The organism is Thiocapsa roseopersicina (assembly GCF_900106925.1).
GTDB classification, from domain to species: Bacteria; Pseudomonadota; Gammaproteobacteria; order Chromatiales; family Chromatiaceae; genus Thiocapsa; species Thiocapsa roseopersicina.
Genome location: NZ_FNNZ01000021.1, coordinates 1 through 23,416 on the forward strand (window position 1 = coordinate 1; position 23,416 = coordinate 23,416).

20 protein-coding genes are annotated in these 23,416 nt (G+C 66.1%); 4 read left to right on the forward strand and 16 right to left on the reverse strand.

What is annotated here, in order from left to right:
- Window positions 1–498: 498 nt before the first annotated feature.
- The 7 genes from BLV04_RS18470 to BLV04_RS18495 form a co-directional block, all read right to left on the reverse strand.
- Complete coding sequence (locus BLV04_RS18470; protein WP_093035930.1) at window positions 499–2,652, reverse strand: SulP family inorganic anion transporter; 2,154 nt, start codon at window positions 2,650–2,652, stop codon at window positions 499–501.
- A gap of 493 nt (window positions 2,653–3,145) precedes the next feature.
- Window positions 3,146–4,126 carry a DUF2950 domain-containing protein gene (locus BLV04_RS18475; protein ID WP_175534694.1) on the reverse strand — a complete coding sequence of 327 codons (981 nt, stop codon included), beginning with the start codon at window positions 4,124–4,126 and terminating at the stop codon, window positions 3,146–3,148.
- A 101-nt stretch (window positions 4,127–4,227) separates the two neighbouring features.
- On the reverse strand, window positions 4,228–5,790 hold the full coding sequence (locus tag BLV04_RS25320; RefSeq protein WP_093035734.1) for a DUF3300 domain-containing protein: 1,563 nt from the start codon (window positions 5,788–5,790) through the stop codon (window positions 4,228–4,230).
- A gap of 173 nt (window positions 5,791–5,963) precedes the next feature.
- On the reverse strand, window positions 5,964–8,342 hold the full coding sequence (locus tag BLV04_RS18485) for an arylsulfatase (protein WP_093035737.1): 2,379 nt from the start codon (window positions 8,340–8,342) through the stop codon (window positions 5,964–5,966).
- Window positions 8,343–8,486: 144 nt separating this feature from the next.
- On the reverse strand, window positions 8,487–8,963 hold the full coding sequence (locus BLV04_RS25995; RefSeq protein ID WP_217633733.1) for an alkaline phosphatase family protein: 477 nt from the start codon (window positions 8,961–8,963) through the stop codon (window positions 8,487–8,489).
- A 15-nt stretch (window positions 8,964–8,978) separates the two neighbouring features.
- Window positions 8,979–10,076: a sulfatase-like hydrolase/transferase gene (locus BLV04_RS26000; protein ID WP_217633734.1), complete on the reverse strand. Its 1,098-nt coding sequence runs from the start codon at window positions 10,074–10,076 to the stop codon at window positions 8,979–8,981.
- A 177-nt stretch (window positions 10,077–10,253) separates the two neighbouring features.
- Window positions 10,254–11,267 (reverse strand): SphA family protein, encoded by a 1,014-nt coding sequence (locus BLV04_RS18495; protein ID WP_245731945.1) that lies wholly within the window; start codon window positions 11,265–11,267, stop codon window positions 10,254–10,256.
- A gap of 398 nt (window positions 11,268–11,665) precedes the next feature.
- Between BLV04_RS18495 and BLV04_RS18500 the strand changes: the two genes are divergently transcribed.
- The 4 genes from BLV04_RS18500 to BLV04_RS18515 all read left to right on the forward strand — a co-directional run bounded on the left by BLV04_RS18500 (window position 11,666) and on the right by BLV04_RS18515 (window position 13,679).
- Window positions 11,666–12,097: a hypothetical protein gene (locus tag BLV04_RS18500; protein WP_093035740.1), complete on the forward strand. Its 432-nt coding sequence runs from the start codon at window positions 11,666–11,668 to the stop codon at window positions 12,095–12,097.
- An 83-nt stretch (window positions 12,098–12,180) separates the two neighbouring features.
- The gene (locus BLV04_RS18505) at window positions 12,181–12,429 is read left to right on the forward strand and encodes a type 2 periplasmic-binding domain-containing protein (protein ID WP_093035743.1); all 249 of its coding nucleotides are present in this window, start codon (window positions 12,181–12,183) and stop codon (window positions 12,427–12,429) included.
- A gap of 150 nt (window positions 12,430–12,579) precedes the next feature.
- Window positions 12,580–13,359, forward strand: a complete 780-nt coding sequence (locus BLV04_RS18510; protein WP_175534695.1) for a DUF2092 domain-containing protein — start codon at window positions 12,580–12,582, stop codon at window positions 13,357–13,359.
- Window positions 13,359–13,679, forward strand: coding sequence for a hypothetical protein (locus tag BLV04_RS18515; protein WP_093035749.1), 321 nt, complete (start codon window positions 13,359–13,361; stop codon window positions 13,677–13,679). Before BLV04_RS18510 ends, BLV04_RS18515 begins: the two co-directional genes overlap by 1 nt.
- A gap of 104 nt (window positions 13,680–13,783) precedes the next feature.
- Here the strand turns inward: BLV04_RS18515 and ppk2 are convergent, their stop codons facing one another.
- From ppk2 to BLV04_RS18560, 9 genes are all read right to left on the reverse strand, one after another.
- Window positions 13,784–14,635 (reverse strand): polyphosphate kinase 2, encoded by an 852-nt coding sequence (ppk2, locus tag BLV04_RS18520; protein ID WP_093035752.1) that lies wholly within the window; start codon window positions 14,633–14,635, stop codon window positions 13,784–13,786.
- Window positions 14,636–14,803: 168 nt separating this feature from the next.
- Complete coding sequence (locus BLV04_RS18525) at window positions 14,804–15,808, reverse strand: hypothetical protein (protein WP_093035755.1); 1,005 nt, start codon at window positions 15,806–15,808, stop codon at window positions 14,804–14,806.
- Window positions 15,805–17,469, reverse strand: a complete 1,665-nt coding sequence (locus BLV04_RS18530; protein WP_093035758.1) for a SulP family inorganic anion transporter — start codon at window positions 17,467–17,469, stop codon at window positions 15,805–15,807. The genes BLV04_RS18525 and BLV04_RS18530 overlap by 4 nt, the downstream gene beginning before the upstream one ends.
- 119 nt (window positions 17,470–17,588) lie before the next feature.
- Window positions 17,589–17,972 (reverse strand): hypothetical protein, encoded by a 384-nt coding sequence (locus BLV04_RS18535; RefSeq protein ID WP_093035761.1) that lies wholly within the window; start codon window positions 17,970–17,972, stop codon window positions 17,589–17,591.
- Window positions 17,969–18,343, reverse strand: a complete 375-nt coding sequence (locus BLV04_RS18540; RefSeq protein WP_093035764.1) for a P-II family nitrogen regulator — start codon at window positions 18,341–18,343, stop codon at window positions 17,969–17,971. Before BLV04_RS18540 ends, BLV04_RS18535 begins: the two co-directional genes overlap by 4 nt.
- On the reverse strand, window positions 18,340–20,127 hold the full coding sequence (locus BLV04_RS18545) for a DUF1538 domain-containing protein (RefSeq protein WP_093035767.1): 1,788 nt from the start codon (window positions 20,125–20,127) through the stop codon (window positions 18,340–18,342). The genes BLV04_RS18540 and BLV04_RS18545 overlap by 4 nt, the downstream gene beginning before the upstream one ends.
- A gap of 81 nt (window positions 20,128–20,208) precedes the next feature.
- Window positions 20,209–21,564 (reverse strand): alpha/beta hydrolase, encoded by a 1,356-nt coding sequence (locus BLV04_RS18550; RefSeq protein WP_093035769.1) that lies wholly within the window; start codon window positions 21,562–21,564, stop codon window positions 20,209–20,211.
- A gap of 18 nt (window positions 21,565–21,582) precedes the next feature.
- The gene (locus tag BLV04_RS18555) at window positions 21,583–22,812 is read right to left on the reverse strand and encodes an HlyD family secretion protein (protein WP_093035772.1); all 1,230 of its coding nucleotides are present in this window, start codon (window positions 22,810–22,812) and stop codon (window positions 21,583–21,585) included.
- Window positions 22,805–23,299, reverse strand: coding sequence for a hypothetical protein (locus BLV04_RS18560; protein ID WP_093035775.1), 495 nt, complete (start codon window positions 23,297–23,299; stop codon window positions 22,805–22,807). The genes BLV04_RS18555 and BLV04_RS18560 overlap by 8 nt, the downstream gene beginning before the upstream one ends.
- Between the last annotated feature and the right edge of the window lie 117 nt (window positions 23,300–23,416).

The following is a 23,416-nucleotide window of genomic DNA, read 5'->3' on the forward strand; positions in this document are numbered from 1 at the left end:
AATTCCGCTTCTGCCCAGCCCATCGACGCCCCCGGAGATCGTCCAAAAGCGATATCTTAGCCTGTACACTTAAAGTTGTGTGTAATGGGATGCGTCTAACCAACGCTCATACTCTGCATGTTTATCACCGCGTACTCGGTGCGTAATTACGACAGTAGCGCCGTCGCCGTTCGTGCTTGGTGAACTAGTCAATTAGAGAGCTCCTGGTGGTGATAGCGGCTTCGTGCGGCCTAAAGTCGAAATGGACTGACATCTATGCTGGCCGCGCTAGGCGGACACCGGCCTACCCCGGAAGACTGGACCACTCGCAGCGCTTTCTACCCTCTGCGGTGTTGTGCGTAACCCGCAGAGCTATATAGATGTTCTCGGCACGGGTCTCTCGTCTTCGCCCCCTCTTGCGGTTAGAGACCGAAAAGGTGGAGGCGACAACTAGCGAAACACGCGCGAAACAAATGCCGGGACGGCATTTGATCAGCGTTTCCCTAGACGCCCCCGCGGCTATGGACCGGCACCCGGCGCGGGGGCAGAGTCCTTTCTGAGCAGGGTCGCCCCATGCTGCACGCCCGCGGCATCCGCGGCGGCGTAGGCCGCCTGGATGGCCTGATCGGCGGTGGGGAAGATGTTGCCCTGGCCGATGTAGGCGAAGAGCCCCGTGGCGCGCATGACGTCCAGGACCTGCTTCTTGAGGCCGGCGAACATCACCGTGATCCCATTCGCACGCAGGCGCTCCACCAGGTGGTGCATCACCTCCTCCCCCGAGGCGTCGATCTCGTTGATGCCGTCGGCGACCACCAGCAGGTAAGAGATCCGCGGGTGGTCCGCCACCGCCTCGAGGATGGCCTCCTCGAAATAGGAGACGTTGGCGAAGTACAACCGCCCGTCGAAGCGCACGGCGACCACCACCTTGGATTCCGGCAGCTTGTTGACCTTCACGTCGCGCAGCGTGCCGTCGTGGAAGCGGCCGAGGATGGCCACCCGCGGGCGCATGGTGCGGTACAGATAGAGCCCGATGGCCAGCCCGGCACCCACCAGGATTCCCTTGTCGAGGTGCGGCGCGAAGGCCAGGGTGGACACGAAGGTCACGACGGCCGCGATGCCGTCGTGCCGGTTGGCCTGCCAGGCGTGCTTGATGGCGGGGAAGTTGATCAGGCCGATCACCGCCATGATGATCACCGCCGCCAGCACCGCCTGGGGCAGGTGATAGAGCAGCGGGGTCAGGAACAGCAGGGTCAGCAGCACGAATGCGGCGGTGATCACCGACGACATCCCGGTGCGGGCGCCGGCGTTGATGTTCACCGCGGAGCGCGAGAACGACCCGGACACCGGAAAGGACTGGGACAGGCTGCCCACCAGGTTGGCCAGTCCCTGGCCGATCAGCTCCTGGTTGGGGTCGATCTTGTCCTTGGTCTTGGCCGCGATGGCCTTGGCGATGGAGATCGCCTCCATGAAGCCCACCAGAGAGATCACGATGGCCGCCGAGAGCAGGGAACCGAAGGCGTCCCACGAGACGCTCGGCAGGCTGAGCGAGGGCAGGCCTTCGGGGATCTTTCCGACCACCTGGCCGCCCCCCGCAAGACTGATGGCCCCGCCCTCGCCATGCACGGCGCGGGTGATGCGCCAACGCCGCCCGTCCGACTCGGCGCCCTCGGGCAGCCGGCCTCGGGCGTAGTACAGGGTGCCCCCGGAACCGGACACCTGCTCGAAGACGAAGCTGCGCAGGGCACGGCTGCGCTTGCGGTTCTCCTGAACGCGGTCCTCGTGCTGGAGCCTGAGCAGCTCGATCTCGTAGGCCAGCCGCGCCTCCTCGCGCAGGGCCGCCCCCCCGGACTTGTGCGCACGCTGGAGCTCTGCGCCCTTGGACGCCAGCTCGGCATCCAGGGCCGCGACCCGCGCCTCGGTGTCCAGGTAATCCCGGAGCAGGGCGCGGGCCTCCGGCTCGGCGATCTGATCGAGGCCGGCGCTGGTGTTGCGCTCGAAGCCGATCTGCCAAGACAGGAGGGTGGTCACCACCACAGCGATCAGCACCCCGGGTAGCCCGGGCGCTTTCTTCTTCACGGTCCACATGATGACGAAGGCCAGGAGCCCCATGGCCAGCGTCGGCAGGTGAGTGTCGCCGACCAGCAGCGCCACGCCCCAGATGTCGTTGATGAAGGACTCCGAGCGCCCCATAGGAACACCGATCAGCTTGTTGATCTGCGACAGGCCGATGATGATCGCCGCCGCATTGGTGAAGCCGACGATCACCGGGTGGGACAGGAAGTTCACCACCACCCCCAGCCTGAAGACGCCCAGGGCCAGCTGGATCAGACCGACCATCAGCGCCAGCATCACCGCGAGCGCGATGAACTGATCCGAGCCCACCGCCGCGAAGGGCGCCAGGGACGATGCGGTGAGCAATGAGACCACGGCCACCGGGCCGGTGCCGAGCTGGTTGGACGAGCCCCACAGCGCCGCCACGGCCACCGGCAGGAAGGCGGCGTAAAGCCCGTAGTAGGCCGGCAGCCCGGCGAGCTGGGCGTAGGCCATCGACTGGGGCACCAGCACCAGCGCGACCGTGAGCCCGGCGATGAAATCAGCCCGCAGGGTGGCACCCTGATAGGGCCACCAGCGCAGGAAGGGCAGTAGGCGGAGGAGACGTGGCGACCGATTCATGCTCTCGGGTACCGACTCGTGTGCGACTCGTGGATGGCGCTCGGGCAGCGTGACGCCGCGCTCCGTGGCCGGGGGCATCGGGTCGCGCGGCCCCTGGAGCCCGGGGGCGAGCCAGGCCGCGCGGCGATCGCGCATGCTAGCAGCCACGAAACCACGCGGAGCGATGGTTTTTTCTATCCCTGGATCAGCGCGCCCGGGGCGGCAATGCGTCCTGACCTGCCGCTCGACCTTGCTCTGTCCTCGGACGGGTTAACGCGCATTGCAGGCTCCCGCGGCTGCTTACGCCACCGATCATTTCTGCGCGGTTTGCGGTCACTCGCGGCGCCGGGATCGGCGACGGTTCGACCCCATCAGCGGTCACCCGACTCTGGCGGCGATCAGGAAGGGCTCGGCTGAGAACCTGGCGCCAAGCCGCCGCGCTCCAACGGCAGGCAGACGGCACCTTGCGGTTACTGTCCCACGTCGCATCGGACACGCAGGGTCGCCGGCTCGGTCAATCGACAACCGGCTCCCAACCCTCGCCGGGGTTATAGGCGTCGATGGCCTCGGCGACGCTGGCAGTATCCTCGCCGAGATCCCCCTGATAGACCATGCCACGCTGGTTCACCTGGAAGCTCATGATCCCGGAATTGCCGTAGCTTGCAGGCCAGGCGAGCAGACCGAAACCGTCCGCCAACTTGCCATCTTCGAGATAGCTCTTGGCCCCGCCCGGCGCGCTCGGTCCCTGTGCGGTCAGGATCTTGAAGAAATAGCCGTGGAAAGGCCGCCGCCCCTGCGCGTCCTCGCGCACCTCATAGCCCTCCTCGACGGCATCGTCCACTAGGGGCCCCATGGGACTCTCGGGTTCGTCCTCGTTCGTCGGCCAATAGAGTCCGTCCCGTGTGCCGTCGGTGCTCCAGAAACGCCCCGCGTAGGCTCGCACACCGTCGCCGTCCGGATCGGCGGCGGCGTATTCCGACTGCGCATCCACGAAGGCGCGGGCGGTCGCGACGGCATGCAGCTCGTTGAGTCCGATGCGCCTGTCCAACAGCTCTTCGAGCCCGGCCCGGGTATCGAAGAACCAACCCTGATCGTCCTTGGCCAAGGGGATCGGGAAGGGCCAGTCCTCGGGCCCGATCACCAGGATGGCGCTGTCCTCGGTCTCGTCTTCGAGATGAGCCGCTTCTCGAGACAACTCGACGAAGCGCCGACGGTCGGCGGCATCCGCAACCGCGTCGCCGGAGCCGAGCTCGTCGAGATCGGATCCGAGCACATCCAAGAGGGCGCCGCGATCCTCCGAGGCAGCCGCGTCGATCAGGGCCATGACGGCGACATCCGGGTTCTCGAACGACATGGGCGGCTGGACCGACACCTCGGCCGCCCCCGGACCGGGAGCCGAATCAGTCGCCGGAGTCGGCTCCTCCACGGCGGCGCGGGGCTGGGTCATTAAAAGCACGAGGGGCAAGCAGGCAAGCAAAGCGATGGTCGTCTTCATGAGCTGAGCTCCGAAACAAGAGGCAAGGTGGTGCGACAGCCGATCAAGGCCGCCGCGCGAGGAGAGACGCGGTCTGGATGAACGCCACGCAGGCGCAGCCATCAGCGTCGACCCCCTCCGCCACCCCGAGCTGCTTTACCGCCCCCGCCACGCTGCCCCGCTGCGGCTCGACTGGCCCCGCCGCGATTGCTGGCCGCGCGGCTGGCGGCCGGCTTGCTCGCCTTGAATGCACTGGCCTTGGGTGCCGACGCCCGTGAGGCCGCGGGGCGCTGCGCCATGGGTTTCGATGCCGCTGCCGGGCGTTTGGCAGGGGCCGCCGCGGGGCGTTTGACCTCGCGATTCACCGGTCGCTTGGTCGCGGCGGCCGCTTGCGCCTTGGGCTTGGCCTTGACGGCGGGCGCCTTCGCCTTCGCGGCGGGTGCCTTGGTCTGCGCCTTGGCACGCGCGTCCCCGCCCGCAGGGCGCGTATCCGCGCGAGCGGCGACCTTGCCGCTGGCCGCACCTTCGCGCCTGACCTGGTCGAGATTCGGGGCCTTGACCTGACGGTCGGTGCTCTTCATGCGCCCGCGCGCATCGTCGCGATCGATGGTCGCCTCGCCGCGCTTGGCGGCAAAGCGGTTCTCCGTGGAGGAATCCCGGTAGCGCACGCCGCCGCGCCGCTCGGGGTTGTGCTCCCATTTCGCGACCTCGTTGCCGACGATGCCGCGGTTGACCTCGATGTCGCCGCGCTCGACGTTGCGGTCGAGATCGAGGTTGCGGCTGCGGTCGACGTTGATGTTGGCCGGCTCCCGCCAGCCGTTGTTGTCCCAATACTCGTTGCGAGCCCAGTAGCTCGGAGCACCATAGTAGCCGCGACCGCCGTAGTAGAGCCGATCGTTCCAGTCGTCATCGTCGTCCCACATAATGGCCGCGGTGAGCAAACCTCCCGCCACCGCCCCGACTCCGAAGCCGATCAGGCTGTCGGTGCCGATGCCGCTCGAGGAGGACGCCTCGGCCGCCTGGCCCGCCGCATAGCCGGACTGGTAGCTGGCGGTGGCGTCGGCATAGGCATCGGGGTAATAGGATTGAGCCGGCGGATTGCTCTCGCCGTAGACCGTCACAGGGTCATAGGTGGGCACGTAGACCACCTCCGGCTGCGCAGGCTGGATGATGATGGTGTCGCCGGCCTTCTCGACCCGCTGTTGCTCCGTGTTGGCGAGCGCCCCGGTCTTGTCCGCCTCCGCGCGCAGGCGCTGGATGGTATCGGTGACCTCGCCTTGCTGGGCCAGCACGGCGTCGCCCAAGTCTTGGGTCCAGTCCAGGTTGTCGCTCATGAATTCGAGCACGCTCGGGAAGAACACCAGCGCCTTCACGCTGTCGTCCCATGACTCCTCCTTGACCGCCTGGTCCAAGGCTTCGCCCTCGAGGTCTTCGTGGTCGTCGAGCCAGCGCTTCGCTTGTACCACGTCCAGCGGATAGGTGCTGGCCATGAGGATCTGCGCGATCAGTGCGTCGGGATAGAGTGCGATCGGCGCGACGAGCTGCTCGAGCTGCTCGGGCGGAAAGCGATCGACCGGGGATTTGGCCTCCTCCGCCGCCAGGGCGAGGGGCGTCGAGATCCCGATGGAGACGGCCACGATGACCGGGGTCAGCAATCGGCCGAGCTGCTGTCGTAGGTTACGCATGCGTGTCCTCACGATGGTGGGCGCCTTGCCGGCGCTTGGCTTGAGTTCCTGTCCGCTTGAAAGAGCGTCCTGCCTCCGCCTCCTGCTTCCCGCTTTATAGTCCAAACGCGGGTTTGCGTGTATGCGATCGTCCGGCGGATGAGCGACGATCCGTTGTGAAGGCGTGAAGATCTCTATTTGAGCGAGACGCGCACTGAGTCGATCGTCCCGTCGAAGGCGAACGGACGTCGCTCGAAGTAGTCGAGCGACACCGGCGAGCCCAGGTCCACGCCCACATCGAAGCTCTCGCTTGCGGTAAATGCGGCGGGGACCGTGCGGGCCACGGTGGTCCGCGCGACTTCCCGGCCGTCGACGCTGAGCACGACCTGGGCCGGGGCGCCGGGCTTGGCGATGGTCGTGTCCACCTCGATGCGGTGCCTGCCGGGGGTGAGCTTCTCGGCGGTCGCGACACCATAGCGCTCGATGATCATCATGTTGTACTCGTAGACCAGGTGGCCCTGGTCCATGTAGAGGGTCAAGCCCCCCGAGGCCCCGCCGAGCGCGTAGAGCACGCCCGAGGCGTTCTCACCAAACTCGGCGTCGATGGTCACCTGGTTGCTCTCGCGACCCAGGCCGGGGGCGGTGAACTCGGGCATGCGGGTGGTGGTCGCGTCGAACTGCCAGCTCCTGTAGGGCGTCTTGATGCGATCCTCCGGATGGATGCGCAGCCAGATGCCCGCCCCGATCGGAACTGCCTTGTTCGCTTTGGCCTCCTCGACAAACAGAGCCTTCATGGTCTCCAGCCGCTGCGGCTCCTGCGCGGCCAGGTTGTTGGCCTGCGAGAAGTCGACGTCGAGGTTGTAGAGTTCCCAGACGTCCTTGTTCGGATCCCAGGTGGCAAGCCCCGGGCTCACGCTGAGCCAGGGCGTCAGCGGGCCGAAGGTGCCGGCGTACCAGCCGTCCCGGTAGAGACCTCGGCTGCCGTTGTTGTCGAAGTATTGGATCGGCTTGCGGCCGGGCGCCTCGGCCTCAGCGAAGGTATACGCCAGACTCGTGCCGTCGATGGGATCCTGCGCGAAGCCGTCCACCACCTCGGGAGGGTCGATGCGCAAGATCTCGTAGATGGTCGGAGCGATATCGTTGACGTGGTGAAACTGGGGCCGCGGTGTCTTGTCGGGGCGGATGCCCTTGGGCCAGGAGATCGCCATCGGATTGCGCGTCCCCCCGAAGTGCGAGGCGATCAGCTTGGTGTGTTGGAAGGGGGTGTCCCCCGCCCAGGCCCAGCCGGCGTGGTACATGTTGTCCACCTTGGGCCCGCCGAGGGCATCCAGGCCACCCAGCCGGTCGAGGGCCGCAAGCTGCTGGGCGATGGTGTTGGGGATCTGATTCTGGGCCAGCAACTCGCTGATGCTCCCCTGCTGACCCTCGGCGCTGGAACCGTTGTCGCCGAAGATGTAGATGACCAGGGTATTGTCGCGGATGCCCAGCCGCTCCAACTCGTCGATGACCTTGCCCGCCTGGACGTCGACATGCTCGACGAAGCCGGCGAACACCTCCGTCAGGCGCAGCTGGAAGGGGCGCTCGGCCTCCGGGATGCTGTCCCAGCCGGGCATGGACTCGGCCCGCGGCGTGAGCTTGGTGTCCGCTGGGATCCAGCCCAACGCCTTCTGCCGTTCGAAGGTTTGCTCGCGAAGCTGATCCCAGCAGGCGTCGAATTGCCCCTTGTACTTATCCGCCCATTCCTTGGCAACGTGGTGCGGCCCGTGGCCCGCGCCGGGCGCCCAGTACATGAAGAAGGGCTTGTCCGGCGCGAACGCACGGTGCTTGCGCATCCAGTCAATGGCTTGGTCCGCCATATCCTCGGAGAGGTGGTAGGTCGCGTCGTGGGGCGGCTCGATCGGGTTGAAGTTCTCGACCAGGCGCGGCTCCCATTGGGAGGTTTCCCCGGCCAGGAAGCCATAGAAGTAGTCGAAGCCGATGCCCTCGCCGGTCGGCCAGAGGGTGAAGGGCCCCATGGCGGTCGTGTCGGTGGCCGGGGTGTTGTGCCACTTGCCGAAGGCGGCGCTCTTGTAGCCGTATTCCCCGAGCACCTTGGCCAGGGTCGCGGACGTTCGGGGAATCACGCCCGTGTAGCCGTCCCAATCCACCGCGCGCTCGGCGATGGTTCCGGAGCCGACACGGTGGTGGTTGCGCCCGGTGAGCAGCGCCGCCCGGGTGGGCGAGCAGATCGCGGTGGTGTGGAAGGCGTTGTAGCTGATCCCCTCGCCTGCGATACGGGAGAGGGTCGGGGTATGGATGGGCCCGCCGTAGGTGTCCGCGAGGCCGAAGCCCACGTCGTCGAGCAGGATGATCAAGATGTTCGGGGCATCCGCGGGCAGATGGCTCTGCTCGACTCGGCGCTGGTGGGTGGATTTCTGCAAGGTCGGAGCGGCGATGCTGGCCGATGGGGTCGGCGGGAAGGGCAATACCGAGCCGTCCGACGGAATCGGCGCGGAGTCGGCCGCAACAGCCGCCTTTGTCCCGAGGGACGCGAGGCCGCACAGCACGGCGATCGGCAGGACATTGACGTTCATCGCATCTCCCGTTTCATCAGGTTGAGGGGCTGCCGATTCCGATGCCGCGATTGCGGACGATCATGCCTTGGTTTCGGACTCGAAGAGACGATAGGCGAGACCGGCGATGGTGGCGTCGACGATTGGCCCGTCAATGATCAGTTGTTATTTCACGGCTTTCTTGACCAACCCTTCATCGCGGTGCTTGTCGAGCGGTCCCTTGTCCTCGACACCCGCTGCACGTTTGGCCGAATCCTTGGCGGCCTCGGCGGGCGAGCAGCGTCCGCCGATCCCGACCGTCGCTTTGGTGCCCGCGCCCTTGGCCGCCTTTTCCGCGGTGCAGTCGATGTCGAGCCACTGCGCTTGGGTCTCGACCACCTTGAGGTGGATCTTGTACTCATACATGCGCATGGCCATGAGGTTCTTCTCGCTCCAGATGTAGACCTTCTCGCGTCTGGACCGGCCATCGTCGGCGAGCAGGAGCGAGGTTTGATCGATGCCGTCGATGTAGCGGTCGGTGGGGATGCTGTCGATGGCGCCCGCCAGATCGAGCGCGGTGTTGAACAGATCCATGAGGTCGAACAGCTCGTCGCTCTGGCGCCCAGGCGCGATCATGCCCTTCCAGTAAGCGATGCCGGGCACGCGCACACCGCCCTCCTAGGCCGACGCCTTGGCGCCGCGAAACGGCGTGTAGCCGCTGTCCGGCCAGGAATCGAGCTGCGGGCCGTTGTCCGAGGTGACGAAGACGAAGGTGTTCTCCAGCACGCCGGCCTCGTCCAGCGCCTGTATGATCTCGCCGACATAGGCGTCGACCTCGACCATGGCGTCCTTGTACGGGTGCTTACTGCCGCTCTTGCCCTCGAACGCCTTGGACGCGAAGCTGTCGGCGTGGACCTTCATGAAGCAGTGCTTCAGGAAGAAGGGCTTGCCGGACTGGGCCAGGTCCGCGCTCTTGGCGAGGGTGAACTCCTTGAGGATACGGTCCGCCTCGGCCACGTCCTCCATGCCCCGGACCTGCTGAATCTCTTTGGTCTCGCCGTCCTTGAAGGCGTGGATCAAAGCTTCGCTCGCGCCCGTCGCGCGCAGCATCTCCAGCCGCTCCGGATTGAGCACCAAATCGGGATAGCGGCGCTTGTCGAAAGCCTGGCTCAGCTCCTTCTGCGCCGGGTAGTAGCCGTAGAATTCGTCGAAGCGCATCCCTTCGGCCTCGCCGACGTGCCACTTGCCGCTCAGCACCGTCGTGTAGCCTGCTTTGCCGAGCAGGGCCGGCAGAGAGATCTCGTCGGCCCAGGGGTTTTTCGCGAGCGTGTCGCCGGCCAGAATAGGACGCGTCAGCCCCGTGTGCACCGGCAGCCGGCCGGTGAGGATGGCGGAGCGGGTCGGCATGCAGGTCGGCTGGGAGTAGGTTGAGGTGAGCTTGAACCCACCCGCGGCCAGGCGGTCGATGTTGGGCGTAGCGGCGCCGATGGCCGCGCCGCCGCCATAGACGCCCGGATCGCCCCAGCCCATGTCGTCGATCACCAGCCAGACGATGTTCGGCGCCTTGCCGGTACGGGCGCGCAGGTCGGCGAGTTTCTTGGCAGCGTTCTGCTCCTGCTCGGGGAAGGACAGCGCGGGCTCCATGCTCTCGCTGGTGCGCACCGCCTTGGTCAGGGTGCTGGCATGACTCGGCATTGCCAGGGTCGGCAGCCCCAAGCAGGCGGCAACGAGCGTCAGGCCGAACAGGCGCGGTCGAACGAAGCGAATCGATCTCATCGGGTCTTGTCTCCTGGATGATCGAGGGCCGATCGGTGGCGTCGCGGGACCTGCCATTCGGCGGATCTCCGGAGCCTGTCGGCGATGGGCGGTACGGAGAGCCCGGCCGTCCGTCAGAACTTGTAAACCGCCTTCAACCAGAGGTAATCGCCGTTGAGGCGATTCCGCGTTTCGAGCTCAGGCAGCCACTTGAGCTCCAGCACCAGCTTCTGCTGGCCTAAAGGCTGGATGTAGCCGATCACCGGGCCTATGCCGCGCGGTGCGGCCTTCGAAGTCGCCGAGCCGTGCACCCGATCCACTGTCGCCCGTCACTTGCTGGAAGTACCAGCCTTCCGCGCCGATGTTCAGGTAGCCCGAGCCCAACGGAACGATTTGCTGCACCGAGGCGTCGACATGCAGCAAGTCTCCGCTGCGGTAGTCGGTATCGGGATTCTCGGTATTCATCGCGTACCCCAGATGGATCGCCGCGTTCAGTCCAGTCTTTGCGCCGGAGTACGCCGCACCGACGATGGGATCGAAGGTCCAGTAGTTGGGCCCCGGATTGCCGAGCCGGCCGAGCTCGTAGCTGCCCGTCGGCGCATAGATCGGCAGCAGAAAATCGTATTGCCAATCGCTCGGCTTCCAGGCGAGCATGACCGGCACGACCGTCAGGTCGCCGAAGCCGGATACGCGGCTTTGCACCCCGATGCCGCCCAGCGCATCGGAGTCCGCCGAAATATCCATCCAGGAGTAAGGCAGGAAGGCAGCCACGCTGTAACGGGCACCGCCGAGCAGCGTCGGCTGGACGGTGTAGCCGCCCCCGAGGACCAAGGTTTCGACCGTCGCGTGGACGTTCGCCACGATGCCGGCCGCCGTGGGGATCTGGGCCGAGGCCTCGCCCTCGTAGCGCAAGAACATCGGCTTGAAGAAGACGCCGGGCGTCGTCGGCGGAAGATCCGCGAGCGTCGCATTGGCACCCGGAATCACGTGCGAGGTACCGCCCTCCCCACCGAGAACGGTCGCGGATTGTCCGGTCAGCGCCGCGAGCGTGGCGAGTCCAAGCGCCAACGCCCGGCGACGGTGGGCGGGCGCGATGTCGGGCCTCGACCGCAAGGGTTCTCCGCCCCCGTCGCGCGCGCCTCGCAAGTGCGCGGCAATAGAGCCGGCCGGGCAATGCGCCGCGGGATGCCACGGGTCCAGGGCTTGCCTCATGGATGCTGGGCTCCTAGTCAAGTTGGGACGGTCGGGGATCCGGAGAGCCGACCGGGTGACTACGCCAAGTCCCGCCGCGACACCGGACAGCCTCGGCATGATGCCGAAGCGGAGATTAGGTTATCGTTTTGCTCGGTCGCTATTCGGTTAGCGCAAAATAAGCGGAGAGGGGCACGATGCTTTCCGGGGCAGCGTCGGCCCGGATCGATTCGGCGGGGCGGGGGACTGCTGGCTTCGCGCGAGACGACCGGACAGCTCGCCGAGTGTGCTTGCTCGAATTTGACGGGAACGCCGGGGCAAGCCTAAACCGCGTCACCACAAAGGTCGGAAGAATCCTTGAGCTCGACACACCATGAAAATGAGGCATGTCGCTCTGGACGCGGTTTAGCGCCCGGTCTATGCAACTTCCGAAACGCGAGGAGCAGCCGTTGGAGACGCCTACACAAACACCGGCCAGCGGCTCGGCGGTGCTTACGCCCGGGGCCTTCATCGCCGTTCAGGACATCGACGACCCCTGCGTCTGGGAAAGTGCATCGCGCCCCTGGGAACTGCTCGCCTCACCACTCGGCGACGGTCCCTTCCGCAACCGCAAGCAGGCCCTGGTCACCCCCAACTGGCTGCTCTATCGTGAGTCCTTCCTCGGCTCCCTGCACGTTCAGGGCATGAGTCCGCCGGGTATGATCGGCTTTACGGTGCCGATCCGCCTGGGCGGGCGCTCGAACTATTGGGGGGCGGCGCTGCACGAGCAGGGCATGCCGGCAACCCTGCCCGGTGCGCTGGATGCCCGTATCGATGCCGGTCAGGACCATGTGATCGCGCTGATTCCGTGATGGCGATCCGTGCCTTGAAGGCTTCGCGCCCGGGGACTTGGACGGCATGCTGGAGCGCGACGTGATCAGCGTCGCCGTTCCCTATGGCCTTATCACCCCTTTCTTCCACGGGGCGCGACGGGGCGTATCAGCGGGGCCTGACCTACGATCGGGTGGTCGAATTCGAGAAGGCACTCAAGGCCCGGCTGGCTGCGCCGGCCGTCCATCTCACCCTGGTGATCCTCCCCACCAATCGGGCGCGCTTGCTGCTCATGGTGGCGGAGGGGGCCGCGGACATCGCCGATTGGCACGTGACGAGCCGAGAGCAAGAGAATACGCTTGCACCCGCGTAATCGGAGCTCTTGAAAGGCAAGTTAGGGTAGGTCGGTCCGGACGGAGGGAGATCAGCGGCGCGAACCTATTCCAATCCATCCATGGTTCCACGTTTGTCATTCAAATCATCAACAGAAGAGGACGATCCATTGATCCAGCGATGTTTGCGAATGCCCACCGTTCGGGGGCTTGTTCAGGCGACCGGGATCGTCCTGAGCCTCGGGCTCGCGGGCGGTGCGGCGGCGGCCGAGCAGGACGTCGATCCAGAAGCGGATCGAGTCCTGCGCGCCATGTCGAGCTATCTGGGCGGTCTGGCCGCCTTCAGCGTGCAGGCCGATGTGGATGACGAGATCATCGATCTCGCCGGCCAGAAGTTGCAGCTGAGCAGCTCGGCAAGCCTCCTCGTCGAGCGACCCAATCACTTCCATGCCCATCGGCAGGGGCCTCTGGCCGATATGGAGGTCGTCTTCGACGGCCAGACTTTGACGCTGCACGGCAAACGGCTGCAGATCTACGCGCAGCTCGAAGCCCCCGGCACCATCGACCAGGCGGTGACCGAGCTGCGTGCCGCGACGGGTTTCGACGCCCCGGCGGGCGATCTCTTCTACGCCGACCCTTATCCGGGGTTGATGACCGACGTGACCGCGGGCGCCTATCTCGGCATTGCTTACGTCGACGGGACTGAGGCCCATCATCTGGCCTTCCGGTCCGCCAAGGTCGACTGGCAGATCTGGGTCCGCACCGGCGATCAGCCGTTGCCGCTGAAATATGTCATCACCAGTAAATGGGTGACCGGTGCCCCGCAATACGCCGTTCGGTTCCGTGACTGGGATACGGCGCCGACGATCGCGGCCGATCGCTTCACCTTTGTCGCACCCGCGGGTGTCCGTCAACTGGAAACGCTCTCGGTCGACGACCTGGGTGCGCTCATGATCGAGGAGGCTCAGTGATGAAGAAACGCCGTCCAATCAACTCAATCGCGATGGGGATCGGACTCATCGCCGCCGCGCTCATCGTCGATGGCTGGCTGCCGATCGGCATCGCGATCAAGGATGCGCACGCGGTCGTGGGTCGTCCCATGACGCCCGGAAGCGTTGCCGGCGTCGCCCGGCGCACCACGCGCCGGACCATTCGCCGCTCGGCGGTCTATGTGTCCACGTTGCCGGCGGCCTGCCGCACGGTCGTGATCGACGGCACCTCCTTGTACAGCTGCGGCGGGAGCTACTATCAGTCCTACGGCGGACGCTACGCGGTGGTCTACGTCGATTGATCGAATGCCATTCGCGCTCCCCGGTGGACCTTGCCGACGAGGCCGGGGAGCTCGAGGACCGAATCGCGGACGGCGGTCGAGCTTTCCTCTAGCGGGAGACGTCCTCAATAGGCCTCCGGAACCATCTTGAACGGGTAGTCCGGCTCACGGTAGTCATCGGACTTCTGCCGCTTGGGTAGCTCCACCTTCTCGCGGGGCAGAACTTCGTAGGGGATCCGGCCCAGCAGGTGACGGATGATGTTCAGGCGCGCCCGCTTCTTGTCGTCGGAGCGCGCGACATACCAGGGTGCCCAGGCGGTATCGGTGGCCGCGAACATCTCGTCGCGGGCCCGCGAGTAATCGTACCAGCGGCTGTAGGATTTCAGATCCATGGGCGAGAGCTTCCAGATCTTCCGCCCGTCGTCGATACGCCCCTCGAGCCGCCGGGTCTGCTCCTCCATGCTGACCTCGAGCCAGTACTTCATGAGGATGATCCCCGAATCGACCATCTGCTTCTCGAACCCCGGTACCATCTCAAGGAACCGCTTCGCCTGCTCCTCGCTGCAGAATCCCATGACGCGCTCGACGCCGGCGCGGTTGTACCAGCTGCGGTCCCAGATCACCACCTCGCCGGCTGCCGGGAAGTGCGGGATGAAGCGCTGTCCGTACATCTGGCTTCGCTCGCGCTCGGTCGGCGCCGGCAGCGCGATGACGCGGAACACGCGCGGGCTCACCCGCTCGGTGATCGCCTTGATGGTGCCGCCCTTCCCGGCACCGTCGCGGCCCTCGAACACGATACAGACCTTGAGCCCTTCGTGCCGGACCCACTCCTGGAGCTTCACCAGCTCTTCGTGCAGCTTGCGCAGCTCCTTCTCGTAGGTCTTGTTCTTCAGCTTGCCGGATGCGGATATCTCCTCGACGTTTGCGGCGTCCGTGACGTCGATATGGGTCTTGTTTTTATGTGATTTTTTACTCATTGCCCGGGTCTCCTTCGGTTGGCGGCCGCCCGACGGCGGTCCGAACGCTGGCCGTCTTTTTGCACGGATAACGAACAGCAAAAGGGCTGCCAAATGTTGTACTTCGATGACGTCGGCGCGGGCTCACCGAAAAACGGTGATGGATCCGCGACATCTGCCCGCCTGCTCTCAGAGATAGCGCTGGGCGGCGGAGACAAAGTCCTCTTGGCGGGGAAGATCCCGCGGGTCGATGGTGACGGGCAGCACGACGGCGCGCGCACCGCGGGCGGTTTGGAGCTCGTGGAGGACCATGACGCGGGCCGACGAGTCGCCGGGATCACGTCGGATGTTCATAGGCCCTAAGCAGAGCTCGATGTCCTCCGACCACAACTGGCGCTCGGCCTCTGCGAGACGTTCGGCGACGACCTCCAGATGGGCCTTCAATAGACCCGCGTCCGCGCCGAGTGCCTGCAACTGTCGCGAGACGGCGTCGAATTCCGTTTGGATTCCGGCCGCGTCCGGCTCGTCCGGGTCCGGCCGATCGAAGCTCAGCGTCCCGCGTTTCATGTTTCGGAGCTGACGCTGCAGCAGATCGCGCTGGCGTGTCAGATCCGCACGCTCGACCCGTGCCTCGGCGATCCGGGCCAGGGCCAGGGTGAGCAGATGATCGAAGGCGCGCCGCTTGAGAAAGCGCCTGCACTCCTCCTCGATGGTCTGGGGCTCAAGCAGGTGGTGTCCGGAGAAGCTGACCGTAACCTGGGCGACGTCGCGCCGCACCTGGTCGTCCACCAAGTCCATTCCGAGGATGTTTTTCTCCTCCCGACGCGCCATGAGCAGGGCCGTCACCCGCTCGGCACTCCGCCCCTCGTTCCCGGAAAGATACTCCGACAGGGCCCGGTCGCGGGCGAAGACTTGCTGCATCTCCTCGCCCGAGGCGAACAGCGCCGAAAGCCGCGGATCGTTGCGATAGTCGCCGAGTCCGGCCGCCACGGTCGCAGGGATGCCGTCCACGAGGGCCACCACATGATCGATCGCGTGGATGACGGGTTCGCGCAGCCGCTTGCGGTAACCGGGGACCAGCCGCAACCTCGGGTCGGTGCCGTCCACGCTGCGCTCGATGGCCATCTCGATCAGAGACTCGGGATAGCGCCCGAGGGCCTCGCGGCCACCGAAGATGGATTGAAAAAGCTTCACCGCATCTCCTCCGGCTGAGTCGTCTGCGATAGGTATCGCTCCACGGCTATCTGCAGATTGAACAGCATGCGCTCGCGCCCGAGGGTCTTGCCCAGCGGCGAGCGCTGCACCATGCGCAGGACCTCAGGGTTCAGCGCCACGAGCCAGAGCGCGGCGCCGCGCTCGCGCAGACGCTCTTCGCCCTCGATCAGCATCTTGAGTGCCGAGTACTCGATGTCGGGAACCGCGCTGAAATCCATCGCGACCACCTTGGGCTCGGCCGCATCGATCAGAGGCAAGAGCTGCTCGCCGACGCGTTGGGCATTGGCGAAGAAGAGGCGTCCTTCCGGGCGCACGATGAGGAGACCGGGAAAGGACTCGTCGTCCGGATGTGTCTCCGACTCGGGGCGAAAGACATCGGTGCCGGGCTTGCGGCCGAGGACATAGAGCCGCGGATGTGCGGCCTGATAGGCCAAGGCAACGAGCGAGACGATGACCGCCACCAGGATTCCCTTCAGGGTTCCAAGCACCACGACACCGCCAAAGGCCACCAGCGCCCAGACAAACTCCATGCTCCGAATCCGCAGGATGTCGCGAAACTCGGCCGGTTGGATCAGACCGATCGAATAGACGATCACCACGGCGGCCAGGGTGGCCTGGGGCATCAGCCCCATCAGCGGCGCGAGGAAGACCAGCGTCGCGAGCGCGGCAATCGCAGTCACCAGGCCCGCCATCCGGGTGCGGGCTCCGGCACGCCGGTTCACCGCCGTCTGGGAGGTGCCGCCGCCGGCGGGCATGGCGCCGAACAGCCCGCCTGCCACATTGCCGAGCCCTGTCGCCAAGAGCTCCCGGTTCGGCGCGGGGCGCGGCTCGCCGGGACCGGCGAAGGCCCGCGCTGCGGCAATGGACTCGGTAAAGCTCATCAATGCGATGCCGAGAGCGCCGGGCCAAAGCTGGGCGATGAGGTCGAGGTTGGGTGCAACGAATGCCGGCAACCCCGAGGGAATGTGGCCCACGGTCTCCACGCCGTGCGCCTGGAGTGCAAAGAGACCCGAGACGGCGATCCCCAAGCCGACGGCCACCAGCGGGGCCGGGGCGCGGGGGACGAATCGCTCCATCCCGACCAGGATGACGAGCATCGCCACGCCGACGGCAAGGGTGATCAGCGATGTCTCGGGCAGGTGGTGCACGAGCGCCATCAGGTTTTGCAGAAAGCCGCCTTTTTCGAAATGGATGCCCAACAGCTTCGGGACCTGATCGAGGACGATGACGAGCCCGATACCGGCCTTGAAGCCCGTCAGCACCGGCTCCGAGATGAAGCTCGCGACGACCCCCAGGCGCAGCACCGAGGCCAGGATCAGCATGATCCCGACCAGGACGGCGAGCGTCGCGGAGGCGGTCAGCAGTGCCGCCGGATCGCCGCTCGGCACGACCAGCGCGAGCTGGGTGCCGGTCAGGATCGCCAGGGTCGTCGTGGTGCTGACGCTGAGCGGCCGCGAGGTTCCGAGGATCGCGTAGATCAGCATCGGCACGAAGGCCGTGTAGAGCCCGATCTCCACCGGCAGCCCCGCGACCGTGGCATAGGCCATGGCCTTGGGGACCACGACCGCCGCGGTGGTGAGACCAGCGACCAGGTCCAATCGCAGCCACTCCCCTCGGTCACCGTCGAGCCGCTCAAGCATCTTTGTACCCCTCATGCGGATTCAGATGGCCCATGCTCCGATCCTCCTGGTAGTCGCGGCCCGCCGCTCCCACGACGCCGATGGCCGGATGGATTACTGACGCAACAAAGCTGCCAAAGCTAGATTTCGCCCGGTTCGTCGGCGATACCTTCGGGCAAAGGAAAGGGCGTTGCGAAAAGCAGCGGGGTCATGAACAGGGCACCTCCGCCGGGTCGATGGATGTCGGCCTGCTCGTAGATGCGATCGAACAGGCTGTCGGCTGCCCGGGCGTCGACGACGATCCGAACCAGGCGCACCAGGCTTGGCTCGGGGAGCTTGCCTCGCCGCGTGACGGCCTCCCGCAGCACCGAATGGCCCCGGCTGTAGACGCTCTCGGCCCGAGTGATGCCCTGCTCGCGCAGCCAAGCGAGCAGACGCCGCTCGGTGCCGTCGTCGGGCAGGACGCAGGAGATGAGCTTGGCCGGCTGGCCCGGAACCCGCGGGGCTGCTTGGACCGGGCTCATGGCATGTCCCCTTGGCCCGCAAGCGTTGTCAGAACCTCGCGCGGAATATAGGTGGCCATCCGCTCGACCGGCGTGATGTAGGCCATGCCCGCGCCGGGAACATGGAGGTCCGCGGCGCGGTAAACCGCTTCGAAGACCACGTCCTGAGAATCGGTAGCGACCAGGATGCTGACGACATCCTTCTCGGCCTCGATCGCGATCCCGAGCAGTCCGAGGCGTTCCCGCGGGCCGATGCCCCGAGCGTGGTGGACCAACGCACCGGCTGCTCCCATGGCCCGGGCGGCCGCGATGACCGCATCGCCGCGCCCTGTAGAGACGACGCAGGTGATCAGCGCCACGTCGGTCAAATAGGTGATCTTGTCGTCTTTCATACGAGTGCCTGGACCTCTTGTTCATGATGGATAGCCGCTTGGTCGCGGGCGACCCGCTCCTGCCGGCCGGCCTGCATGCGTGCCCACAACCCGGTCAGCAGGACGCTGATGATCGGCCCGATGGAGGCCAGGCAAAGGATGCCGAAGCCCTCGACGGCGTGGGTGGCGTTGCCGAGTCCGAGCCCCATCGCCAGCACCAGCGGCACCGTGATGGGCCCGGTGGTGACGCCGGCGCTGTCCCAGGCGACGTTGACGAAGGCCTCCGAGGAGACGGCCGTCAGGGCGGCGGCGAGCAGATAGGGCGGGACGATGAGCCAGACCAGCGGCAGGTCGAAGACAAGCTTGGTCACGCCCAGCGCGATGCCGCAGGCGACCCCGGCCGAGACGGCGAGGATCAGCGTCCTTTTCTTGAAGAAGCCGTTGGTGAGCTGCTCCGCGGTGACGCCCAAGGCGTTCAGCGCCGGCTCGGCGATGGTGGCCCCGAATCCCAGAACCAACGCGAATACCAGTGCGATGGTCACGCCGACCGCGTAGCGGTAAAGCGGTGAGCCGTCCGCGCCCGGGATCTCCATGAAGGCGGCAGGGACCAGCGACCCGGCGCTCCCCCCCAGATTGGAGAGCCCATACGTCAAGCCGATGTTGAAGAGACACATGCCGATCACCGTCAGCCCGATCCCGAGCATCATCTCGCGCGGGCGCGGCAGGCTTTCCTTCAGCACCACCCTTAGGATCAGAAGCAGGAACAGCACCAGGGGCAGGATGGCGCGAATCCCCATCACCACCTCCAGACCGGGGCTGCGCTGATACCAGGGGAGGGGGCCCGAATCCGCACCCGTCGCCGCGGCGGCGGCAACGATCTCGGCGGGGGTGACGGTGCCGGCGACGTAGAGTGCCAGCAGCAGGACGCCGATGATCGGAAACAGGGAGGCCAGTGTCACGATACCGAAGCCGGAGAGACCGGAATCGGCCTTGCCGGCGGCGGCCGCGATGCCGATGCCGAGCGCGAGCACCAGCGGCACCGTGACCGGGCCGGTGGTCACCGCGCCGGCATCCCAGGCCAGCCCGAGCACCGTAACCAGCTCCGGATCGGCCGAGGCGTACAGTGTCAGTCCGATCACCGGCACCAGGGAGGCGTAGATCAGCGGCTTCAGGCTCCAGCCATGCAGGAAGCGCAGGGTGCCCAGCACCGCGGCCAGCCCGACGCTCGCGCCGATCACCAGCACCAAGGCCGTCGACCATTGGTTGAGCAGCGCCCAGAGATAGGGCGCCTGCTCGGGCGAGACATTCTGCCCGGCGGTCTTGAGGGCCCCGATGGCCGGCTCCGCGAAGGTCACGCCGATGCCGAGCAGCAGCGTAATAAAAAGCACCAGCGGCAGCGGCGACTTGCGGGGCAGTGTGTGCCCGATCAACTCGCCGAACGGCATCAGCCCCAGCTTCAAGCCTTCCATGAAGAACATCAGTCCGAGGATGACGGCGAAGAGACCGCCGGTGACGACCCAGGAGTCGTCGATGAGCTGGCGCAGGATCAGGATCTGGAACAGCGCCAGATAGAGCGCCAAGGGGACCACGGCCTTGAACTGCTCCATGAACCGCACCGAGACATAGGGCCGCAGCAGCGCCGCGATCTCGTCGGGCTGGAGTCGGATCGGGCCCGGTGCAGGGGGCGGTATGGCACGTCCATCCGCGTCGCGCCCCAGCGGCGGTGCGATGGCGTTGAAGCTCAGCTTCCGCCGCCCGGCGCCGATGGTCTGGAGATAGTCTGCGTAACGGATTGCCTGTTTCATAAGGTGTCAGCGACCTTTGTTCATGTCCGAGGTCGGCATCGAAGAGGTTGCCGAACCGTTAGTCCGGGTAGCTCGCTACCTTCAAGATCCGACCGGCTCGACAGGGAACCTCCAGGTGATGGGCCCCGTCCGGATGAGCTCTCGCCCGGGCTCCCCCAGCTTCTTTCCGTAACGGATCAACTGGATCAAGTCGGAGCTGACCTGCGGGTTGGTGGTGAAGTAGGAGTGACCGAAGGCATCGGTGCGCTTGCCCTCGTAGGTGATCAGGTCCAACCGTCCTACCTCCGCCATGTAACGCTGGCCCTCCTCGGGAATGTCCTCGGGCCGCATCTGGCCGACCCGGGTCCTGCTGCGGAACAGGATCCGCGAGACCAGGAGCGCACGGTCCTCGGGCGACGCATAGATGGTCAGCCGGCCCTTCAGTACCCGCGGCAGCCTTGCCTCGGGCCAGACCGTGACCAGGTCGGGGTCGGAGACAAAGCCGGTGATCTGCTGAGCGGCGATATCGATGTCGATGTCCGGCGAGAGCAGCACCAGGTTGTCGATCTTGTAGAGGTCGGCGGCCTCTTTACCCGCGGCGATGGCCTCGAGCCCCAGCTCCCGCACGGCCTTGAGCGTCACCGCCGTACCGCGGCTGTGCGCGAGGATCTGAACCCTTTCCACCCCGGGTGTGGTGGCGAGCATGCGGATGCTCTTCTTCAGGTGCTCCACCGCGAAGTCTCCGGACTCGGTGGTCGCCGTGTAGGAGGTCAGGAAGTTGCCGGTGGTGGAGGCGGGCCAGGTGAAGAAGGCGCACACCTGCTCCCGGCCGAGGAAGTGGCAGAGCTCCGCGGCGGTGAAGGCGGCGCTGGCGAAGGTCTCGTTGAAGCCGTGCACATAGAGCAGGACCTCCTTCTTGGGCGCCTCGGCGAGCCGGCGCTGGACCTCGCTTTGGAGCTGTTCTTTGACCTCGGCGTGGCGCGCAAGCTGATCGCGATCCCGCAGCAGCTTGCCGTCCTCTGTCGGGCGCAAGCGGTAGGGCTCTTGTGGAAAGGCGCCAAGCTCACGCACCTGGCCGAGCTCCAGGTTGACCTCCCGCGTGCGCTCGGCAAGCTGGCTTTGCTCACGTAGGGCCTCCCAGTCCAGTCCGGGAACGACGCGGACCCGGGCGGAGCCGAAGGCGATTCGCTTCGCCCGTTCCTGGCCGTAGGGCAAGGGACCCTGCTCCTTGCTTTGTGTCTCCTGCTCGGCGGCCGTCGGTGGTGCCCGGTCGGTGATGAACAGCAGGTCCAGGTCTGTGCTGGGGCGTTGCTGGCTCGCTGCCGCCCGATCAAAGACCGGCTGTCCGCCCGGGAGCTGATACAGCGTGGGGGTCGGCATCAGCTCGCGAGCGGTGCTTGCGCAGCCACCGATGAGCGTGACGGCGAGGAGGAGCGATAAGCGGGCGTGGATCTTCATGAGTTCTCGGATTCCCTGTCAATGTCCGCCGAAGACCAATGCCTGGAACGGGATCACCAGTGCCTGGAGACGCAGGATGATGGCGTGCACCAGTCCGACAGTGTCGATGGCGTGGAGTCCCAAGCTGTGCCAAAAGCCGATGTCCGGGTCTTGTAGAGCCTCGTGGTTGTTGGTGTAGAGGTTGGCAATACAGTTGCCGCCCTGGGGCAGGCTGTCGAGCTGACCGGTGTAGAGCGGTTCCATGATGACGGTAATGCTTCCGGGGCGTCCCATCTGCTGCACATCGATCAGCGTGTCGGTCGGCTTCACCTGGCCCGAGGCGATGACGGGCTGAACCTCGCTCACCACCGTCGGGACGATCTGCCAGGGCATGGCCATGCAGGTGACCTCGCCGATCATGCCTTCCTTGATGACCTGCGACTCGATCTGACCGAAGCCGGCCATGAGGAACACGGCCGAGCGATCCGGCACCAGGATGCCGGCCGGGCGGAGCATCGGATTGACGATATCGCCGGGTCGCAGCGCGAACTGCTGCAACATCCCGTGGGTCCCGGCCACCACCATCGTCTTGTTCAAAGCGACCTTGGCCTCGTGCAGCGCCGCCTCGGCGCTCGCTTTTTCGGCCGGGAGCTGAAACTCCATCTGCGCGACGACGGTGTCGCGGCTCGCCAGGGCCGCGTCGAGGGCCCCCTGCGCGGTCTGGACCTGCACCCGCATCCGCTCGACCTCGGCCTCGGCGATCGAGCCGGGGCTGCGCTCCTGCACCTCCGTTCTGCGGGCGAGCTCGTCGTTGGCCTGCTCGAGCGCGCCGCGCGCTTGGACGATGCGCCCCTCGGATTCCGCAAGCTGGGATTTCGCCGTCACCATGGCGGCGTCGATCTCCGCGATCTTGCGCTTGGTCGTCTCTACGGCGGCTTCCTGCGCCGTGCTGTCGAGCCGGAACAGGGGCTGCCCTTCCTGCACCCGTTGGTTGATCTCGACAAAGGTTTCGGCGACCCGCCCGTTCGTTTCGGGCAGGATGGTCACGGTCCGGAACACCGAGGAGGCGGACTTGGTCGAGGGGTGGAAATAGAACACCGTCGTGATCAGGCTGATGGTGAGGATCAGGCACAGCGTGATCCCCCAGCGCAGCTCGTACCAGACGGTGAACAGGTTGATCTCGCGCCCGAGCCGCTTGTCCTGGACGAAGCGACGGAACAGGAAGTCCGGCAGGATGGTGAGCGTCGAGCAGAGCAGGAGCTCAAGCATGGTCGACGCCCCCGTGTTGCGTCGTTGACCCGCTGCTGATCCGTGCCGACGCGGCCGGTTGCGGTGTCGATGACTGCGGCGAGCCCGCATGGGCCGAAGGCGTTGGGGATGCCGTCGTACTCGCGGGCGACGGCGCTGGTTCCGGCCTGCCCGCGATGCGCTCCAGCGAGGTCGCGATCGACGACAGGGGCGTGGTGAAATCCGGCAGCGGCACGAGTGCGAGCAGCAGCCCGGCGATCCAGAACGCGTGGTTGTGGGTGAAGAGCGCGAGCAGGGCAAGCACCGCGACGATCTCGAACTGGATCTTCTGACCTCGATGGGCCATCTGCTCCGGTAGGGCATGGAGCTTAAAATAAAAGACGCCGATGCCCACGACGGAGATCAGCAAAAAGATCGCCATCGCCACGAGCAAGCCGTCGGTCTCGCCCGGTGCCGTGACGAAGGGCGGTAAGTGGTGGATCGCGGCCGGGTGGATCGGCTCGGACATCTTGTACTCTCCTGGTATGTGCTGAAATCCGGGCTCGGTGCGGGTGCGCAGCCGATAGCGGAGGGCAATATACAAAGCGCGCGGCGATCCGGCGATCCGTGTCTCCGATCGCTGCCG

Bases quoted from the DNA above. Each gene is read 5' to 3' on its own strand.
- BLV04_RS18470 (WP_093035930.1), bottom strand. From the start codon at position 2,652: ATGAATCGGTCGCCACGTCTCCTCCGCCTACTGCCCTTCCTGCGCTGG.
- BLV04_RS18475 (WP_175534694.1), bottom strand. From the start codon at position 4,126: ATGAAGACGACCATCGCTTTGCTTGCCTGCTTGCCCCTCGTGCTTTTA.
- BLV04_RS25320 (WP_093035734.1), bottom strand. From the start codon at position 5,790: ATGCGTAACCTACGACAGCAGCTCGGCCGATTGCTGACCCCGGTCATC.
- BLV04_RS18485 (WP_093035737.1), bottom strand. From the start codon at position 8,342: ATGAACGTCAATGTCCTGCCGATCGCCGTGCTGTGCGGCCTCGCGTCC.
- BLV04_RS26000 (WP_217633734.1), bottom strand. From the start codon at position 10,076: ATGAGATCGATTCGCTTCGTTCGACCGCGCCTGTTCGGCCTGACGCTC.
- BLV04_RS18495 (WP_245731945.1), bottom strand. From the start codon at position 11,267: ATGAGGCAAGCCCTGGACCCGTGGCATCCCGCGGCGCATTGCCCGGCC.
- BLV04_RS18500 (WP_093035740.1), top strand. From the start codon at position 11,666: ATGCAACTTCCGAAACGCGAGGAGCAGCCGTTGGAGACGCCTACACAA.
- BLV04_RS18505 (WP_093035743.1), top strand. From the start codon at position 12,181: ATGGCCTTATCACCCCTTTCTTCCACGGGGCGCGACGGGGCGTATCAG.
- BLV04_RS18510 (WP_175534695.1), top strand. From the start codon at position 12,580: ATGCCCACCGTTCGGGGGCTTGTTCAGGCGACCGGGATCGTCCTGAGC.
- BLV04_RS18515 (WP_093035749.1), top strand. From the start codon at position 13,359: ATGAAGAAACGCCGTCCAATCAACTCAATCGCGATGGGGATCGGACTC.
- ppk2 (WP_093035752.1), bottom strand. From the start codon at position 14,635: ATGAGTAAAAAATCACATAAAAACAAGACCCATATCGACGTCACGGAC.
- BLV04_RS18530 (WP_093035758.1), bottom strand. From the start codon at position 17,469: ATGCTTGAGCGGCTCGACGGTGACCGAGGGGAGTGGCTGCGATTGGAC.
- BLV04_RS18535 (WP_093035761.1), bottom strand. From the start codon at position 17,972: ATGAGCCCGGTCCAAGCAGCCCCGCGGGTTCCGGGCCAGCCGGCCAAG.
- BLV04_RS18540 (WP_093035764.1), bottom strand. From the start codon at position 18,343: ATGAAAGACGACAAGATCACCTATTTGACCGACGTGGCGCTGATCACC.
- BLV04_RS18545 (WP_093035767.1), bottom strand. From the start codon at position 20,127: ATGAAACAGGCAATCCGTTACGCAGACTATCTCCAGACCATCGGCGCC.
- BLV04_RS18550 (WP_093035769.1), bottom strand. From the start codon at position 21,564: ATGAAGATCCACGCCCGCTTATCGCTCCTCCTCGCCGTCACGCTCATC.
- BLV04_RS18555 (WP_093035772.1), bottom strand. From the start codon at position 22,812: ATGCTTGAGCTCCTGCTCTGCTCGACGCTCACCATCCTGCCGGACTTC.
- BLV04_RS18560 (WP_093035775.1), bottom strand. From the start codon at position 23,299: ATGTCCGAGCCGATCCACCCGGCCGCGATCCACCACTTACCGCCCTTC.